At 36.7% G+C, this 16,013-nt stretch carries 19 protein-coding genes; 10 read left to right on the forward strand and 9 right to left on the reverse strand.

The annotated features are described in order from the left end of the window. Window positions 1–21 precede the first annotated feature (21 nt). The 3 genes from LB454_RS11320 (at window position 22) to murI (ending at window position 2,216) form a co-directional block, all read left to right on the forward strand. Window positions 22–828 (forward strand): OmpH family outer membrane protein, encoded by an 807-nt coding sequence (locus tag LB454_RS11320; RefSeq protein WP_224464784.1) that lies wholly within the window; start codon window positions 22–24, stop codon window positions 826–828. Window positions 829–856: 28 nt separating this feature from the next. Beyond that, window positions 857–1,366 (forward strand): OmpH family outer membrane protein, encoded by a 510-nt coding sequence (locus LB454_RS11325; protein ID WP_224464785.1) that lies wholly within the window; start codon window positions 857–859, stop codon window positions 1,364–1,366. 61 nt (window positions 1,367–1,427) lie between these two features. Continuing rightward, window positions 1,428–2,216 (forward strand): glutamate racemase, encoded by a 789-nt coding sequence (gene murI / locus LB454_RS11330; protein ID WP_224464786.1) that lies wholly within the window; start codon window positions 1,428–1,430, stop codon window positions 2,214–2,216. On the opposite strand, the gene LB454_RS11335 is transcribed toward murI, so the two are convergent. Then, window positions 2,213–3,211: a PorP/SprF family type IX secretion system membrane protein gene (locus LB454_RS11335; RefSeq protein ID WP_407692593.1), complete on the reverse strand. Its 999-nt coding sequence runs from the start codon at window positions 3,209–3,211 to the stop codon at window positions 2,213–2,215. The genes murI and LB454_RS11335 overlap by 4 nt on opposite strands. Before the next feature lie 225 nt (window positions 3,212–3,436). Between LB454_RS11335 and LB454_RS11340 the strand changes: the two genes are divergently transcribed. Further along, window positions 3,437–4,348: a NifU family protein gene (locus LB454_RS11340; protein ID WP_224464788.1), complete on the forward strand. Its 912-nt coding sequence runs from the start codon at window positions 3,437–3,439 to the stop codon at window positions 4,346–4,348. 77 nt (window positions 4,349–4,425) lie between these two features. Here the strand turns inward: LB454_RS11340 and lpxB are convergent, their stop codons facing one another. Continuing rightward, window positions 4,426–5,553, reverse strand: a complete 1,128-nt coding sequence (gene lpxB / locus LB454_RS11345) for a lipid-A-disaccharide synthase (protein WP_224464789.1) — start codon at window positions 5,551–5,553, stop codon at window positions 4,426–4,428. Between the two features lie 134 nt (window positions 5,554–5,687). Here lpxB and LB454_RS11350 point away from each other — a divergent pair, with 134 nt between their 5' ends. The 5 genes from LB454_RS11350 to LB454_RS11370 all read left to right on the forward strand — a co-directional run bounded on the left by LB454_RS11350 (window position 5,688) and on the right by LB454_RS11370 (window position 9,766). Continuing rightward, window positions 5,688–6,554 (forward strand): YicC/YloC family endoribonuclease, encoded by an 867-nt coding sequence (locus tag LB454_RS11350; protein WP_224464790.1) that lies wholly within the window; start codon window positions 5,688–5,690, stop codon window positions 6,552–6,554. Between the two features lie 2 nt (window positions 6,555–6,556). Continuing rightward, window positions 6,557–7,135 (forward strand): guanylate kinase, encoded by a 579-nt coding sequence (gene gmk / locus LB454_RS11355; RefSeq protein WP_224464791.1) that lies wholly within the window; start codon window positions 6,557–6,559, stop codon window positions 7,133–7,135. Further along, window positions 7,132–7,713: a nicotinate (nicotinamide) nucleotide adenylyltransferase gene (gene nadD, locus LB454_RS11360; RefSeq protein ID WP_224464792.1), complete on the forward strand. Its 582-nt coding sequence runs from the start codon at window positions 7,132–7,134 to the stop codon at window positions 7,711–7,713. The genes gmk and nadD overlap by 4 nt, the downstream gene beginning before the upstream one ends. A gap of 126 nt (window positions 7,714–7,839) precedes the next feature. Beyond that, window positions 7,840–8,847: an NAD(P)H-dependent glycerol-3-phosphate dehydrogenase gene (locus tag LB454_RS11365; protein ID WP_224464793.1), complete on the forward strand. Its 1,008-nt coding sequence runs from the start codon at window positions 7,840–7,842 to the stop codon at window positions 8,845–8,847. Window positions 8,848–8,857: 10 nt separating this feature from the next. Next, entirely contained in the window at window positions 8,858–9,766 is a 909-nt protein-coding gene (locus LB454_RS11370) for an EamA family transporter (protein ID WP_224464794.1), read from the forward strand. Between the two features lie 3 nt (window positions 9,767–9,769). Here the strand turns inward: LB454_RS11370 and LB454_RS11375 are convergent, their stop codons facing one another. The 3 genes from LB454_RS11375 to LB454_RS11385 form a co-directional block, all read right to left on the reverse strand. After that, complete coding sequence (locus LB454_RS11375) at window positions 9,770–10,171, reverse strand: hypothetical protein (protein WP_224464795.1); 402 nt, start codon at window positions 10,169–10,171, stop codon at window positions 9,770–9,772. A gap of 402 nt (window positions 10,172–10,573) precedes the next feature. Next, a complete protein-coding gene (gene pheS / locus LB454_RS11380) occupies window positions 10,574–11,596 on the reverse strand; it encodes a phenylalanine--tRNA ligase subunit alpha (protein WP_224464796.1) in 1,023 nt (340 codons plus the stop codon). 80 nt (window positions 11,597–11,676) lie between these two features. Next, complete coding sequence (locus LB454_RS11385) at window positions 11,677–12,030, reverse strand: hypothetical protein (protein WP_224464797.1); 354 nt, start codon at window positions 12,028–12,030, stop codon at window positions 11,677–11,679. Between the two features lie 27 nt (window positions 12,031–12,057). On the opposite strand from LB454_RS11385, the gene LB454_RS11390 reads away from it, so the two are divergent. Continuing rightward, complete coding sequence (locus LB454_RS11390; RefSeq protein WP_224464798.1) at window positions 12,058–12,597, forward strand: CvpA family protein; 540 nt, start codon at window positions 12,058–12,060, stop codon at window positions 12,595–12,597. 50 nt (window positions 12,598–12,647) lie between these two features. Here the strand turns inward: LB454_RS11390 and LB454_RS11395 are convergent, their stop codons facing one another. The 4 genes from LB454_RS11395 to LB454_RS11410 all read right to left on the reverse strand — a co-directional run bounded on the left by LB454_RS11395 (window position 12,648) and on the right by LB454_RS11410 (window position 16,012). Beyond that, window positions 12,648–13,274 carry a carbonic anhydrase family protein gene (locus LB454_RS11395; protein WP_224464799.1) on the reverse strand — a complete coding sequence of 209 codons (627 nt, stop codon included), beginning with the start codon at window positions 13,272–13,274 and terminating at the stop codon, window positions 12,648–12,650. A gap of 4 nt (window positions 13,275–13,278) precedes the next feature. Next, on the reverse strand, window positions 13,279–14,847 hold the full coding sequence (locus tag LB454_RS11400) for a SulP family inorganic anion transporter (RefSeq protein WP_224464800.1): 1,569 nt from the start codon (window positions 14,845–14,847) through the stop codon (window positions 13,279–13,281). 69 nt (window positions 14,848–14,916) lie between these two features. After that, window positions 14,917–15,213 (reverse strand): hypothetical protein, encoded by a 297-nt coding sequence (locus tag LB454_RS11405; protein WP_224464801.1) that lies wholly within the window; start codon window positions 15,211–15,213, stop codon window positions 14,917–14,919. Window positions 15,214–15,262: 49 nt separating this feature from the next. Next, window positions 15,263–16,012 (reverse strand): tetratricopeptide repeat protein, encoded by a 750-nt coding sequence (locus LB454_RS11410; RefSeq protein ID WP_224464802.1) that lies wholly within the window; start codon window positions 16,010–16,012, stop codon window positions 15,263–15,265. Window position 16,013 lies beyond the last annotated feature (1 nt).

The raw sequence follows: 16,013 nt of genomic DNA on the forward strand, positions 1-16,013 counted from the left end.
GGTTTTTAATCATAATGTATTATGAAATTATTTAATTATGTTTTAGTTCTTAGTTTCTTCACCTTGACTGCTGTAGGTCAAGGAGGTTTAAAAATTGCTTATGTAGATATGGATTATATTTTGGATAATCTTCCAGAATATAGGCAAGCCTCTAGCCAATTGGATTCCAAAGCTCAGCAATGGAGAACAGAAATCGAGAGCAAACAGAATGAAATTGAAGACCTAAAAGCAGAGTTAGAAAACGAAAGACCACTCCTTACAGCAGATCTTATTCAAGATATGGAAGATGAAATAAGTTATCTTGAGTCTCAATTGCTGGAATATAGGAATAAACGCTTTGGAGTGTCTGGAGATTTTATAGTACAAAAAAGACAATTGATTCAACCTATTCAGGATCAGATATTTAATGCCATTCAGGAGATAGGAGATAACAGAGGTTATGATTTTATTTTTGAAAACTCTGCGGATGCTTTACTTTTGTTTTCGGCAAGACGGCACGATCTTAGTGATGTCATTTTGAAATTGATCAATAGAAATTCCAGAGGTGGGGGAGAAAAAGATTCTCCAAATGTAATTGAAGAAATGGAAGACTATAAGTCTGTAGAAAAGGCGGAGGAAGAAGAAACAAAAAAAGTAGAAAAAGAGCTCAAAGAGGAAGAACAAAAAAATGCCAGAGAAGCCCTTATAGATGAACGCCAAAGAAAACGAGATTCTTTAAGAGATGCCAGGCAAAAAGAATTTGAAGAGCGAAGAGCTAGAATTTTAAAACAAAGAGAAGAACGACAAAGAGAAAGAGACTCTATTAAAAACGCAAGAGAAAATAATTAATTATAATCACTAAACTAAAAATTAAAAAATGAGAACTTTAAAAACAATTGTAATAGCATTGGTATTGTCTTTTGGATTGATGGCTACCACTAATGCACAATCTAAAATTGCACACATCAACTCACAGGAGTTTGTACAAAATTTGCCAAGTTATAAATCTGCAATGACTGAGCTGGATCAACGTGAAAAGACCTATCGTAAGGAAATTGACGATTTATTGAAAGAGGCTCAAAAGACCAATGAGCGTTACCAGAGAGAAGCTGGAACTAAAACTGAAGAAGAAAACCAAACAAGAGCTATGGAACTTCAGGAAATGCAACAATCTATCCAAGAGTATAGACAAACAGCCTCTGAAGATCTTCAGAAAAAACAGGAAGAATTGATGAGACCAGTTCTTGAGAGAGCCAGACAGGTCATTCAAGATGTAGCCAGAGAAAAAGGTTATGACTACGTACTAGATTCTTCTCTTGGTGCAGGAGTCTTGATGGCAGATGGTTATAATCTTATGGATGATGCCAAAGCAGCTATAGGAGAGTAATTGTATTTACTTTAAAATTCATACAAAAAGACCATCTTTGTGATGGTCTTTTTTATTTATCATGTGTAATCAACCAATAGTTTTATTTGATTCTGGAGTAGGTGGCACCTCTATTCTAAAAGAAATAGCTGAGTTGTTACCTCATGAAAATTTCGTCTATTTAGCAGATAGTCAAAATGCACCCTATGGAGTAAGGAGTCCTGCAGAAATCATCGATCTAAGCATAAAAAACACCGAGCTGGCTTTAAGCATGAAGGCCAAAATCATAGTAGTCGCCTGCAATACAGCAACTACAAATGCTATTTCGTATTTAAGATCGCATTACCAACTTCCATTTATAGGAATAGAACCCGCCATAAAACCTGCAGCACTAAATTCTGAGGTGAAACGAATTGGTGTTCTAGCAACCAAGGGAACGCTAAGCAGCGAGCTATTCAAACAGACCTCAGAAACATTTGCAAGTGGAATTGATGTTATAGAAGTTATAGGCAAAGGCATTGTGGAAGCTGTAGAGGGTGGATGGACCTCTGATGATGGTTTTGTGGAAGAATTAAAAAAACAAATCCAACCATTTATAGACGAAGACATAGATTATTTAGTTCTTGGCTGCACACACTTCCCTTATATTGTTCCGCAACTTAAAAAACTTCTTCCTGCTCATGTGAAAATTATAGATTCTGGAAGAGCAGTTGCAAAGCAGACTCAACACGTACTAAAAGAAAATCACTTAGAGAACCCATCAACAAAAAAAGGCAAAGTAGAAATTTTTACAAATGTTGATAATGTTGTTCATATCAAACAACTGATCAAAGGGATTCCAAACTTAAGCGTAAATAGAAAAAACTTTTAATAGTTAACTGCTGGACAGTTACATTTGTGACGCTTTCGGTTTTTTCCAAAATCATAGCCTAAGGTGATTTGATGAAATCCACTGGTGGAAATAACTTCCGAAAAAGCTTGATGAGAATAGGTATATGCAACCATGAATCTGTTATAATTGAATCCAATAAATGGCGAAATGTATTGCAAGTTTTGCGATTGCGTCTCATCCCCTGGAGCTGTAAAGTCGATTCCATCCAAAGCTCTTCTGTAAGAAACACCTCCCCAAACCTGGCCAACGTTCAGCTGATAATAAGCTTTTGCATTAAAATCAATATTAGACTGATTCAGAGCTTCTCTATGCTGAAAAAATACTGAAGGCTCAAAAATCCAACGCGACTCCAGTGGTGCGATCGTATAACCTACAGAGGCTAAGTATTGTCTTTGATTTTGAGTTTCAAACACTTCAGAAAAAACACGCCGCTGCTGGGGCAACAGATTTTTAAAGGTAACATGAGTGAAAAAATTCAAAAAGAAATAGGATACGCCAATATCAACATTGAAAAGCGTTTCAGATTGCTGTCCGCCATTAATAGCTGGATCGGGATTGCCGATAGTATTAAGACCAGTTTGATCCAAACGGTCCTGGACAACGCCAGCGCTCAGTCCAAAAGAAAGCTGATTAATATCTGCTGTAGACCTTGAAAACATGAGGTGGTAGGCAAAGGTCGCCAAAGCACCTTGCTGTGAAAATCTGCCGTTAGCATCGTTATAAAAAATACCCCCTAGCCCCACTTTATCGTTCACCCGGCCGTTCAAACTTAAAGTCTGCAAACTTGGTGCATTGTCTACATCAAACCATTGTTGACGTGCTGTAAGTCTAGCTTTATTAAAATTGGACGCTCCTGCCATAGAAGGATGTACCAAATAATAATTATCCGTCAGGTAATCTGAGTAAATTGGTAAACTAAGACTTTGAGTGTAGGATAAGCTAGAAGAAAACATTGCAAAACATAAAATGACAATTGCAAAGAGCTTCAATAGGGAGTTGTAAAAACTAGAGGCGTTCAAAAGGTAGTTCTAAAATTTAAAATGCTGTCAAATATAAATTTATTTCTCCCTTTATGAGTTGCAATTGTATGATTTCTTAAAATTTTTAAGAATTAAATAAACAAAAGACATTTCCTAATAGAAACTCAATTAGATCAATTCTAAACTAATGTTTTGTAATTTTGCAAAAAAAGATGGATTATGTCGACATATAGCGTAGAAATAAAATCAACCAATAAGCCTTCTATACTGAAGTTTGAATTCAATGAATTTTTAACTAAACAGAAAGGTTACGAATACCATAATATTGAAGAAGCAGCCAAGTCTCCTATAGCTTCTCAATTATTTTACTTACCATTTGTGAAGACGGTTTACATCTCACAAAATTTTATTGCCATTGAAAAATACAATATTGTAGAATGGGAAGAGGTGCAGGGAGAAGTAGCAGAACAACTGCTCAAACATCTGAATGAAGGTGGTGCAGTCGTGAACGAGGAAGAAGCCAAATCTGCCAAAAAAGTACCAGTAACTGTTTATGCAGAAAGCACACCAAACCCATCTGTGATGAAGTTTGTTGCCAATAAAAAATTGGTCTTGGAGTCGGCAGAATTTAAAACCATAGATGATGCAGACCGTTCACCTTTGGCACAAAAACTATTTCATTTCCCCTTCGTGAAAGAGGTGTTTATGGATGAGAATTACATCTCTATCAATAAGTATGACATGGCAGAGTGGGACATGATTACCAACGAATTACGAGGCTTTATAAAAGCTTATATAGAAGAAGGTGGCCCTATTCTAAAAACGGGTTCTGTTTCCACAGAGAAATCTGAATCCTCGTCTTCTCCAAAAATTGACACGTCAAATCTTGATGATATCTCCAAAGAAATCGTACAGATTTTGGAAGAATACGTCAAGCCAGCAGTGGCAAGTGATGGCGGGAATATTGTGTTCAAATCTTATAATACTGAATCTAAAGATGTAGAAGTTATTCTTCAGGGCGCATGTAGCGGTTGTCCTTCTTCAACGATCACACTGAAAAACGGCATCGAAACCATGCTTAAAGAAATGATGCAGGGAAAAATAGGCAACGTTGTCGCTTATAACGGGTAGAAGCCCCACCCACATTTATACTCATCCAGATTTATTTCATAAATCTGATCTCTCCAAAGGAGAGGTAAAACTGAAATTTACTCAGGATTCTTTGTGTCAAAACTACTTACAATCAGCTCGGCGGTTCGGCGACTTGCTCCCACTCCGCCGAGTTTTGTTTTCAAGTCTTTGTAGTCTGAAAGCAATTTCTCTCTTTTGGCAGAATCCAAAATTTTATCCAGCTCCAATTTCAGGTGTTTAGATGTGAATTCATTTTGAATCAATTCCTTCACCACCTCCCTATTCATAATCAAGTTGACCAGTGAGATATAATCCAATTTCACAATTTGTTTCGCGATCAAATACGATATCAAATTTCCTTTATAGCATACCACTTCTGGTACTTCAAACAAAGCCGTTTCCAGAGTTGCCGTCCCCGAAGTAACCAGCGCCGCATGAGATTTACTTAAGAGATTGTAGGTGTCATTTTGAATCAATTTTACTTCTGACTTCAATACAACTGACTTATAAAATTCTTCCTCCTGGCTTGGCGCTCCCGCAATCACGAATTGATACGTGGGATACTCGCGAACTACTGAGAGCATGACCGAAAGCATTTTAGAAATTTCCTGTTTTCGACTTCCTGGTAACAGAGCTATGATAGGTCTATCATCTAGTTGATACCTGTTTTTAAACTCCTGAAAACTGATTTCTTTGCGTTTTTCAATTTGATCTAAAAGGGGGTGGCCCACAAAGTGGACCTTAAAGTTGTGCTTTTCTTCATAAAACTCCTTTTCGAAAGGAAGAATGACGTACATATGGTCAACATCCCTTTTTATATCCTTTATTCTATTTTCTTTCCATGCCCAGATCTGAGGTGATACATAGTAATGCGTAGCAAAACCCTGCTCTTTGGCCCATTTGGCAATCCGCATATTAAAACCAGGATAATCCACAAAAATGATCGCATCGGGTTGAAATTCAGAAATGTCTGCTTTGCAAAGTTTGATATTATTCAGGATGGTTTTAAGATTGGTAATCACTTCCCAAAATCCCATAAAAGCAAGTTCTCTGTAGTGTTTGACCAGCGTTCCCCCAACCTCCTGCATGAGATCGCCTCCCCAAAATCTAAAGTCTGCAGAGGGGTCTTTCTCTTGTATGGCCTGCATCAAATTGGAAGCATGAAGATCTCCAGAAGCTTCACCAGCTATGATATAATATTTCATGGATTTAGTTTACCGCTAACAATTCACGAAATTACGATAAATAAAGCATTAGACCTTAAGCTTAGATGCAAGTTCATTCTTGAGTTCCTGTGGGATTTGCTACATTTGCAGAATCTTTTTAAGACAAAGAATTTATGATTCAATCCATGACCGGTTACGGTAAAAGCACACTAGAAGTTGCTGGCAAAACCTTTACGGTAGAGATAAAATCTCTCAACAGTAAAAACCTAGATGCCAATGTGAGAATGCCTTCAGAATTTAGAGAGCTTGAACTCCCCCTCAGAAATAAACTTTCACAAAGCTTGAGCCGTGGTAAAGTAGATTTTTCGCTTCAGGTTGAAAAACATGAAGAAGAAAGTACTGCGAAAATCAACACTAAAGTGGTTGAGGGTTATTTAAAACAACTCCAGCAATTTTCTTCTTCCACCAATGGAGATCAAAATCGCTTACTTCAAATTGCGATGACCATGCCCAACGCCTTAAGTTCAGAAAAAAATGAACTGGAAAAGGCAGATTCTGAAGCCGTTTACCAGGTGTTAGATTTGGCTTTAGAGCAAATCAATACCTTCAGAACCGATGAAGGAAAAGTCTTAAAAGAGGATTTTGAACTTCGCATTCAAAACCTAACCAACTTACTATCAGAAGTAAAATCAATAGATCCTGAACGTATCGAACACGTAAAGACGAGGCTGAGGAAAGGGATTGAAGAGCTGAAAGAAAAAATTGATGAGAATAGATTTGAACAAGAGCTCATCTATTACATCGAGAAATACGATATCACCGAAGAGAAAACCAGACTAGATAATCACCTGGCTTATTTCATAAAAGCACTAAATTCTTCAGATTCCAATGGTAAAAAACTGAATTTTATCTGTCAGGAAATTGGTCGGGAAATCAACACTATAGGCAGTAAATCCAACTTTGCAGCCATGCAAAAAGCAGTGGTGCAAATGAAGGATGAACTCGAAAAAATAAAGGAACAACTGCTTAACGTATTGTAGGTATGAATGACTCAAAGCAAGGTAAGCTCATCGTTTTTTCTGCACCATCCGGTTCAGGAAAAACGACTATTGTAAGACATCTTCTGAAGCAAGAAGATTTGAATTTGGAATTTTCAATTTCAGCGACTTCCAGAGCGCCTAGAGAAAATGAAGTAGATGGCAAGGATTATTACTTTATGGATTTGAAAGAATTCAAGTCTCACATCAAAAATGAGGATTTCCTGGAGTGGGAGGAGGTTTATCGAGACAACTTCTACGGCACGTTAAATGCTGAAGTGGAACGCATCTGGGCCATGGGCAAGCACGTGGTTTTTGATATAGATGTAGTTGGCGGACTAGACATAAAAAGAATATATCCAGAGCAAACTTTGGCTGTTTTTGTAGAGCCCCCTAGCATTGAGGAATTGAAAATCAGACTCAAAAAGCGCAAAACCGAATCTGAAGACCGCATTGCCATGAGAGTTGCCAAAGCGTCTATTGAAATGGCTACAGCTCCACAGTTTGATCATATCATCGTCAATGAAGATTTGGATACTGCTCTTGATGAAGCCTATCATTTGGTCAAAAACTTTATCCAATGAAAAAGGTAGGGCTTTATTTTGGAACATTCAATCCTTTTCATATCGGACATTTGATCATTGCCAATCATTTGGCCGAGCATACCGATTTAGATGAAATCTGGCTGGTGATTACCCCACAAAGTCCTTTCAAAAAGAAAAAAAATCTTTTGGAAAATCATCATCGCTTTGAACTGGTGTATCGCGCTACAGAAGCTTATGATAAATTGAAACCCAGCGATGTGGAATTCAAACTACCACAACCCAACTATACGTCCAAAACTTTGGCTGAGCTGAAAGATTCTCATCCTAGCTTAAGTTTTTCATTGATTATGGGAGAAGACAACCTGGTGAATTTTCATAAATGGAAAAATTATGAAAACATCCTGGAGGAGCATGATATTTATGTTTGTCCCAGACAAACCAAAATGGAAATCCCAGAGCGGTTTCAAGACCATCCCAAGATTCACAAGACAGATACACCTATCATGGAAATTTCGTCTACTTTAATAAGGAACATGATAAAATCTGGTAAAAACGTGGAGCCCCTTCTTCAGCATAAGGTCTGGGAATATATTGATGAAATGAATTTTTATAGATGAAACTTTATAAGTTTTGTGATTAAATCTTTGTTAATCTGAACCAAAAAACACTAATATTTATCAAGTTTTGAATTGATTGTCTATCTCAAACCCAAGGAGAAGAATCAACTTTAAAATATAAAACATATGACAAATCCTAATCCAAATTTTGGAGTTATTGGCGGCGGAAGCTGGGCAACAGCTATCGTAAAAATGCTTTGTGAAAATGTTCCAGAAGTGAACTGGTACATGAGAAATCAGGAAGTCATAGACCATATAGAAAAAGAGCATCATAACCCAAATTACCTGAGTGCCGTAGAATTTGATCCTAAGCAACTCAAACTCTCTAGTGAAATCAATAAAGTTATTCAAGAATCAGACTTTTTGATTTTTGTGGTGCCTTCTGCTTTTTTGATGAAAGAGCTAGAAAAAATCACTGTAGACATTTCAGATAAGATCATCTTTAGTGCTATTAAAGGAATTGTCCCAGAATCGCAGCTCCTGGTGGGAGAGCATTTCCATAAACAATACGATATTCCTTTTGAAAGAATTGGTGTCATCACTGGTCCGTGCCACGCAGAAGAAGTAGCCTTAGAACGCTTATCTTATCTGACCATTGCCTGTGCCGATGAAGGTCATGCCAATACCCTGGCTCAGTATCTTAGTAGCGAATACATCAAATGCAATGTTTCTGAAGATATTATTGGAACAGAATATGCTGCAGTGCTTAAGAACATCTATGCTATCGCAGCAGGTATTGCCCATGGATTAGGTTATGGAGATAACTTCCAAAGTGTGCTCATGAGTAACGCTATACGCGAGATGAAGCGATTCATCAAAAAACGCTACAAGATGAAAAGAAACATCAATGATTCTGCCTACCTGGGAGATTTGTTGGTAACAGGCTATTCTGTGTTTAGCCGTAATCGCTATTTTGGAAACATGATAGGAAAAGGCTACACCGTAAAAAGTGCACAGATGGAAATGAGCATGGTTGCAGAAGGCTATTATGCCACCAATTCTGCTTACGAAATCAGTAAATCTTTCGGCAATAAAAAGGCAAAAACACCCATCATAAACGCAGTTTACAAAGTTTTATACGAAGGGAAAAATCCAAAGAAAATCTTCGAAAAATTAGCTGATAAGCTTAACTAATTAATTTTAAATGAATTCAATTTTGAAAGGCGGCCTATTAGTCGCCCTTGGAGCTTCATGCTATGGTTTGCTTACTACTTTCGTTAAACTAGCTTACGAAGAACATTATACCGCTTATGAAGTCACTTTTTCACAGATCCTGATAGGCTTTATAGCTTTAGTGATTCTAAATCTATTCCTAAAAAAGGAAAAACCGCCTATCACCGATCCTAAACTAAGGCGCAAAACCATTTGTTACCTTATGCTGGCGGGGACTTCTCTGGGGTTTACCAGTATATTTTATTACCTAGCGATGCAGTACATCACTGTTTCTGTAGGTATCGTTCTACTCATGCAAAGCGTATGGATAGGTGTGGTACTGGATAGTATCATCAACAAAATAAAACCAACAAAAATTAAAATCCTCTCGGTTGTGTTGATTTTGATTGGTACTGTATTGGCGGCAGATTTATTGATGCAAGAACAAACTGTCGAATTAGCTGGCATAGGTTACGGTATTTTAGCTGCTTTGTCTTACACTGTCACCATCATGACTTCCAATAGTGTGGGTACTCAATACCATCCTATTACCAGAAGTAAATGGATGATGCTAGGCGGACTCATCGTCGTTTCCATCATTACATTACCAGAACTTTTAGATTACATGGATTTTGGCATTTTTAAGCTTTGGGGGCCAGTTTTAGCTCTGTTTGGAACTATTTTACCGCCCTTATTTTTTACAGCTGGCATGCCCAAAATAAACGTTGGACTTGGCGCTATCATTTCGTCTATAGAATTGCCAGTAGCCGTCTTGATGGGATATTTTGTCTTACACGAAGATCAAAATATCTATAAATGGATTGGTATTCTTTTGATCTTATCATCGATAGTTTTGATGAACTTAAAAAAAGTTCAGAAAGAGCCTTTAGAACCTGAGTAGTTTTTATTCCGCTATAATTCCTTTTGAATTTAATAAAGGTAAAGCTTTGAGGTGTTCAGACTTTAATGCACCTTTTGGGAACCTAAAATCCTTATGCATCAGTTTTCCATCTAAAAAGTAAGTCACTTGGAAAATATTATCCACTTCCAACACATCCTCATGAAGAAACTCCAGCTTAGCGAAAGATTGGGCTGGTAGAACTTCCAGTTTTTTCCTGAGGATTGAAGTTGTTTTTGATTTGCTTTCACCTTTTGAAACTACTAAAACTGTTTCCAAAGCTTCATGGTTTTCATTAACGATATAAATGGTCCACTCGTCTATTTTGAAAGCTGAATTGTATTCGAAAGCGGCGGCAACATAAACGTGTTCAACTTCAGGAATATGTTTGTCGATGTCTTTTTTCATATCAAATTATATAAAATCTAAAATATTAGCTAAACAAAATTGTCTCGACTGCCACCCAATGTGTTGGGAACAAGCTGCTAGCATTGCCGTTTGTGCATAAGTTATTAATTTTCAAATAAATAATTTATCCTTTTCTTTTTTGCATTGTCCAATCCCGATAGCTATCGGGAGAAACAATCCCCAAAGCCTTGGGGACTAGGCTTACAAAAAAATATTAAAAAATCTTACGGAATCCCTCACCACAGATGAAAATAACTCAACCTCCTATCGTCGGTCTCAAACAGATTTTCATCTTGTTTCCTTCCTGCTTCCTTGATTTTAAACTATTTTTTTGATAGGCCAGATTTAAACCATAGATTATAAACATCACATTCCATTAAATGAAATCCTAATGACGTTAGCTTAAAAAGAAGATTTGAATTGTTCCAGAAAACGCACATCATTTTCGTAAAACATACGTATATCTCCAATTTGGTAAAGCAACATGGCAATACGCTCAATTCCCATTCCGAAGGCGAAGCCGCTATATTCTTTAGGGTCAATATTACAATTCTTCAACACATTTGGATCGACCATTCCGCAACCCATAATTTCTAGCCAACCTGTGCCTTTTGTGATTCTGTAATCAGTTTCAGTTTCCAGACCCCAGTAAATATCCACTTCTGCACTTGGCTCTGTAAATGGAAAGTAGGACGGTCTCAGGCGAATTTTAGATTTGCCAAAGAGTTCTTTGGTAAAATAAATCAAAGTTTGCTTCAAGTCTTTAAACGACACATTTTTATCGATATACAAGCCTTCGACCTGATGGAAAATGCAATGCGATCTCGCCGAAATATCTTCATTTCTGAAGACTCTCCCCGGAGAGATTGTTCTAATTGGAGGCTTATTGTTTTCCATATAACGTACCTGCACACTAGAAGTATGCGTCCTTAGCAAAATATCTTTAGGATCGGTTTGAATAAAAAAGGTATCCTGCATATCTCTTGCAGGGTGGTATTCTGGCAAGTTAAGCGCTGTAAAGTTATGCCAGTCGTCTTCGATTTCCGGGCCTTCAGACACGTTGAAACCGATGTTTGAAAATATTTCTGTGATTCTATTTTTAACTAGTGAAATAGGATGCCTTGCGCCAATTTCCAGAGGCTCACCGGGTCTGGTAAGGTCTCCGTAAATTCCTTTATCTTCCACTTTGGAAGCGATTTCAAGCTTAAGTTGATCTACTTTTTCCTGTGCAGTAACCTTTAGCTGATTGATGGTTTTACCAAATTCCTTTTTTTGATCGTTAGGTACATTCTTGAATTCAGCAAAAAATTCATTCAGAATTCCTTTTTTTCCTAAATACTGTATTCTGAATTGCTCAACATCTTCAGCTTTGTCAGCTGTAAAACGCTCAACCTCATCAATATATCCCTTTATCTTATCTATCATGGCATTTGGTAAAATGAATTGGCAAATTTAGAAAAAATAGACCGTTTCTTACTCAGAATGTTATTTATTTAAATTTCTATCTACTCTATATATTCACGTTTCAAAAAATAGGTCACCAAAGCTTCTTTCATTAAGACAGTTTGCTCTCCCGCTTTGAGTGCTGGTAACTTAGAAGTATTATTGAAATGTGGCCAGCCATCTTCGTCGATAAAATCAAATTCATAGAAACCGTAGGGTTCCAAAAGCGTACATATGGCGATATGCATCAGGTTGATTTTATCATCTTTTTTGAACTTAGCCTGCGGTTTCCCTAGTTCTTGTACTCCTACCAAATATATAATAGCGTCCAAATCCATCAACTCACCGTCTGCAAATTGATTGGAAAGTTTGATTTGAAGGCTTTCCCAGCGTGTTTTTAATAACTCATCTCTCATGCTGCAAAGGTACTAGCTTTGACCGAAATGATTATATTTGATGCCATGAATGTAGTAGATATTATTCTAGGGATTTTACTCCTATTAGGATTTATAAGGGGATTCCAAAAAGGTTTCATTGTAGAACTCGCTGGCATTGTAGCTTTACTTGCTGGAATTTTCGGAGGTTTAGAATATGGCTATATCGCAGAAGCCTATCTAGAAAAATGGACAGACTGGTCAACATCAAATATTGAAATTGCTGGCTTTTTCATCATTTTCATTGGGATAGTGGTTCTGGTATCTATCATAGCAAAAGTACTTACTACCATAGTCCACAGCATTGCTTTGGGTTTAATCAATAGAATTTTTGGAGCTGTTTTTGGTTTTATAAAGACTGCTCTCTTTCTTTTCATTTTACTACTCATTTTCGATTACATCAATGGAGATGGCAGGTTTGTTTCTCAAGCCAAACTTGAGGATTCTTTTGTAGTCAATACTATACGAGAATTAAGTTCGACGTTACTACCTTCTTTAGAAGATTTGCTATATGAAAGTGAACTTATAAAGGGAGATGAGGGAGCATAAAAAAGCCCTCAAATAGAATTTAAGGGCAGATCTCTTAAAAGAATGAAACTTTAAGAAAGCAATTTAACTTCTCCGGTCTGAAGAGAGTAAACCCCTCCAACGATTTTGATTTCATCTTTGTCTTCCATGTTTTTTAGGATTGGACTTTTTTGCCTTATTCTCATTATTGTTAATTCTACGTTTTTTTCAACCACATTATGAACAAAGTCCTTGTTGGAAGAATCTCTTTTTCCATCAGTCTTTGTAGCTTCCACTGCAGGTTTTATGTTACTAAGCATATGAGTAATATTCCCCAATTCTACACCATCGCAGGCCGCACTTACTGCACCACAACTTTCGTGACCAAGCACAAACACCAACTTGCTGCCAGCAACTTTGCAGGCGTATTCCATACTTCCAAGCATGTCTGTATTTTCAAAATTGCCAGCAATCCTGGCAACAAATACATCTCCAATGCCTTGGTCAAAAATTGTTTCTACAGGCAATCTACTGTCTACACAAGATAATATAACTGCTTTAGGATACTGCCCACCTACAGCACTGTTTTTCATTGCATTATGGTCTCTTGAATGAAAATCATCTGAAGTGAAACGTTTATTGCCTTCTATAAGGTCTTTTAAAACTGCATCTGGTGTTAATGCCTCTTGTTCTTGTTTGGTTATAATTTTATTGAGCATAAGTTTAATATTCAGAATTGATGTTAAAAAATTTAGTGTAGCTGCTTGGGTTTTCAAACTCTCCAAGCTTAGAAACAATTACAATATTTATGTTCCTATTTTTAGCTTTGATAGCGAAGTCTTGGAGAATTTCTAAAATATCATAATCCAAAAATTTGGATTTTCTGATGTCGATCTCAAGATTCGTATCGGGTTCAATCTCATTTAGTGATTTTAAAATAGCGCCTTTGTTAAAAAAAGTGACTTCTTCTGCTAAAGTCATTTTTATATATTTTTCTAAACCTTCTTCACTTCTTATAGTATGAAGAAAATGCGAATTTTTGAAACTATTGATTAAAACAACTGCAAGTCCAACTAAAAGTCCTAACCCAATACCTGTGAGTAAATCTGTTAATACGATGCCTAGAACCGTAACTATAAAGGGAAGAAATTGTGAGCTGCCAAGTTTAAACATACTTGCAAAAAGTGACGGCTTAGCTAATTTGAATCCCACTATAAATAGCACTCCTGCCAAGACAGCTAAAGGAATAAGGTTAAGTAAGTTGGGAATAAATACAACTGCCAGTAACAACCAGACAGCATGCAATATCGCCGACATTTTGGTACGTCCTCCAGACTGAATGTTTGCAGAACTTCTTACTACTACTTGAGTTATTGGTAAGCCTCCTATAAAACCAGAAAGCATATTCCCTGTACCTTGTGCTAGTAATTCCCTATTGGTTGGTGTCACTCTCTTTCTAGGATCCAATTTGTCTGTAGCTTCAACACTAAGTAAGGTTTCTAGGCTGGCTACAACAGCAATCGTGAATCCCACTACCCATACTTGGGTAGAAGTTATAATCGAAAAATCGGGGAAGGTAAATTGACCAATGAAATCTGATAGGTTGTCGGGCACCGGAACTGATACTAAATTGGAGTCCGAAATTCCTAATAAGCTTGAATCATCTACAAAAAGCTTAAAAAGAATACCTACAACCACAGCTACTAACGGCCCTGGTATAATTTTGAAGATTTGGTGCTTTTTTTCTAAAACTGATGACCAAAATAGCATAATACCGATACTCACTAGAGTAATGGAAAGTGTCCCTAAAGATAAATTTTGCCAAGCAATTACTATGTTCTCTAGCATTGATGGCAAGTTATAATCAAAAAACTCATAATCATCAGACAGCCCAAAAGCTACAGAAAACTGCTTTAAAAATATAATAATACCGATTCCTGCTAACATTCCTTTGATGACAGAGGAGGGAAAGTAATAACCTATAACTCCTGCTTTAAGTACACCAAGAAGAATTTGAATAGCACCCCCTATTACAACAGCAACTAGGAAATACTCATATTTACCAAGACTTGCTATGGCACTTAATACGATAACCGCCAGGCCGGCAGCTGGACCACTTACGCCAACGGAAGAGCCACTTAAAGCCCCTACCACTATTCCACCTATAATTCCTGCAATAACGCCTGAAAAAAGTGGAGCTCCACTAGCTAAAGCAATTCCTAAGCATAAAGGAAGTGCTACAAAAAAAACAACCACACTAGCAGGAAGGTCTTTGTTTAAATGTTTAAACATAAAATAATATAATTTTGTCTTTGCAAAAAGACTTTTTGATTTTTAGAAAATTGAAAAAAGAGGATTGTACTAAGATTCAATTATAAAATCTGGAGGAGGAGAAACAATCTTTTGATAGATTGTCTTGTAGCTAATGGAGTAAAACGAATTAGTCATCGAGTGAAATGTTCCTAATAAAACCGTAGAATCTTTGGATTCGCCGGCGACATATTCACTAAAAGAAATTCCTTTTTCTTCTGAATTTTCTTCTTCATTAAAATTTAAAAAAATAGAAATATCCTGCCCACTATCCTGAATGACAATGAGAGTAGGAGTTACCAAGAGATTGGCAAAAGAAATGATAACTATAAATAATTTTAATCTCATATATAAGGTAAATATATGGGATTAAAAGAAATGACTTTAAAAATTCGTGTTATAATTTCTTGATTGCTGAAATTTTTACCCAGCCTTTAGAACCGTCGGAAAGTTCAATTCTTATGTAATCTCTGAAGGTTGAACCCAAACTCACTTTGGTTCCTTTATTCAATTCAAAATTGATATCACTTCTTGGATTTGGCTCTACAAAAGCGGGCAATTGATTTTCAAAAACAATAGCAAAAGATTGACTTTCCTGAAGTTGATTTTGGAAACGACCGAACAACACACTTGCTATGGCAAGAACAAGGAAAAGTATTGCAAACGAGAAATTCCTCCGTTTTCCTTTGGCCGAAGGCGACCTGAAATAAAAAATCATCAATGCTCCAAAACTAATCGAAAGTATAATACTGACCAATGCCCATGAATCCAGCTTCAATGCATGAGTAATAGTGTACATCACAGATTTAAGGTTGGATTCTGGGGCTTCTTTTACTTTGTCTATGGTTTGAGTATTGGCAATTTCAAGATTTTCCTTGATGTCCTGATCTGCCGGATTGTACTGAAGCGCTTTTTCATAATGAAAAATAGCATTTGCGAGATCATTTTGTTTGAAATAGGCATTTCCTAGGTTGAAATACAATTCAGCAGAAACCAATCCTTCATCCAAAACAGAATTATAAAGTTGGATAGCCTGGTCAAACTGATCATCTGCATAAGCAGTATTCGCCTTATCAAAAGTTTCTTCAGCCTGAGAAAAACCAAGGCTTGTCAACAAGAAAAATAATATATAACTGTAAAATTTCATA

The sequence above is a fragment of the Psychroflexus montanilacus genome (assembly GCF_020164535.1).
GTDB classification, from domain to species: Bacteria; Bacteroidota; Bacteroidia; order Flavobacteriales; family Flavobacteriaceae; genus Psychroflexus; species Psychroflexus montanilacus.

Coding starts and splice junctions, on each gene's coding strand:
- pheS (WP_224464796.1), bottom strand. CDS start 11,596: ATGATAGATAAGATAAAGGGATATATTGATGAGGTTGAGCGTTTTACA.
- LB454_RS11400 (WP_224464800.1), bottom strand. CDS start 14,847: ATGTTTAAACATTTAAACAAAGACCTTCCTGCTAGTGTGGTTGTTTTT.
- gmk (WP_224464791.1), top strand. CDS start 6,557: ATGAATGACTCAAAGCAAGGTAAGCTCATCGTTTTTTCTGCACCATCC.
- LB454_RS11375 (WP_224464795.1), bottom strand. CDS start 10,171: ATGAAAAAAGACATCGACAAACATATTCCTGAAGTTGAACACGTTTAT.
- LB454_RS11350 (WP_224464790.1), top strand. CDS start 5,688: ATGATTCAATCCATGACCGGTTACGGTAAAAGCACACTAGAAGTTGCT.
- lpxB (WP_224464789.1), bottom strand. CDS start 5,553: ATGAAATATTATATCATAGCTGGTGAAGCTTCTGGAGATCTTCATGCT.
- LB454_RS11395 (WP_224464799.1), bottom strand. CDS start 13,274: ATGCTCAATAAAATTATAACCAAACAAGAACAAGAGGCATTAACACCA.
- LB454_RS11410 (WP_224464802.1), bottom strand. CDS start 16,012: ATGAAATTTTACAGTTATATATTATTTTTCTTGTTGACAAGCCTTGGT.
- LB454_RS11385 (WP_224464797.1), bottom strand. CDS start 12,030: ATGAGAGATGAGTTATTAAAAACACGCTGGGAAAGCCTTCAAATCAAA.
- LB454_RS11370 (WP_224464794.1), top strand. CDS start 8,858: ATGAATTCAATTTTGAAAGGCGGCCTATTAGTCGCCCTTGGAGCTTCA.
- murI (WP_224464786.1), top strand. CDS start 1,428: ATGTGTAATCAACCAATAGTTTTATTTGATTCTGGAGTAGGTGGCACC.
- LB454_RS11405 (WP_224464801.1), bottom strand. CDS start 15,213: ATGAGATTAAAATTATTTATAGTTATCATTTCTTTTGCCAATCTCTTG.
- LB454_RS11365 (WP_224464793.1), top strand. CDS start 7,840: ATGACAAATCCTAATCCAAATTTTGGAGTTATTGGCGGCGGAAGCTGG.
- LB454_RS11320 (WP_224464784.1), top strand. CDS start 22: ATGAAATTATTTAATTATGTTTTAGTTCTTAGTTTCTTCACCTTGACT.
- nadD (WP_224464792.1), top strand. CDS start 7,132: ATGAAAAAGGTAGGGCTTTATTTTGGAACATTCAATCCTTTTCATATC.
- LB454_RS11325 (WP_224464785.1), top strand. CDS start 857: ATGAGAACTTTAAAAACAATTGTAATAGCATTGGTATTGTCTTTTGGA.
- LB454_RS11340 (WP_224464788.1), top strand. CDS start 3,437: ATGTCGACATATAGCGTAGAAATAAAATCAACCAATAAGCCTTCTATA.
- LB454_RS11390 (WP_224464798.1), top strand. CDS start 12,058: ATGATTATATTTGATGCCATGAATGTAGTAGATATTATTCTAGGGATT.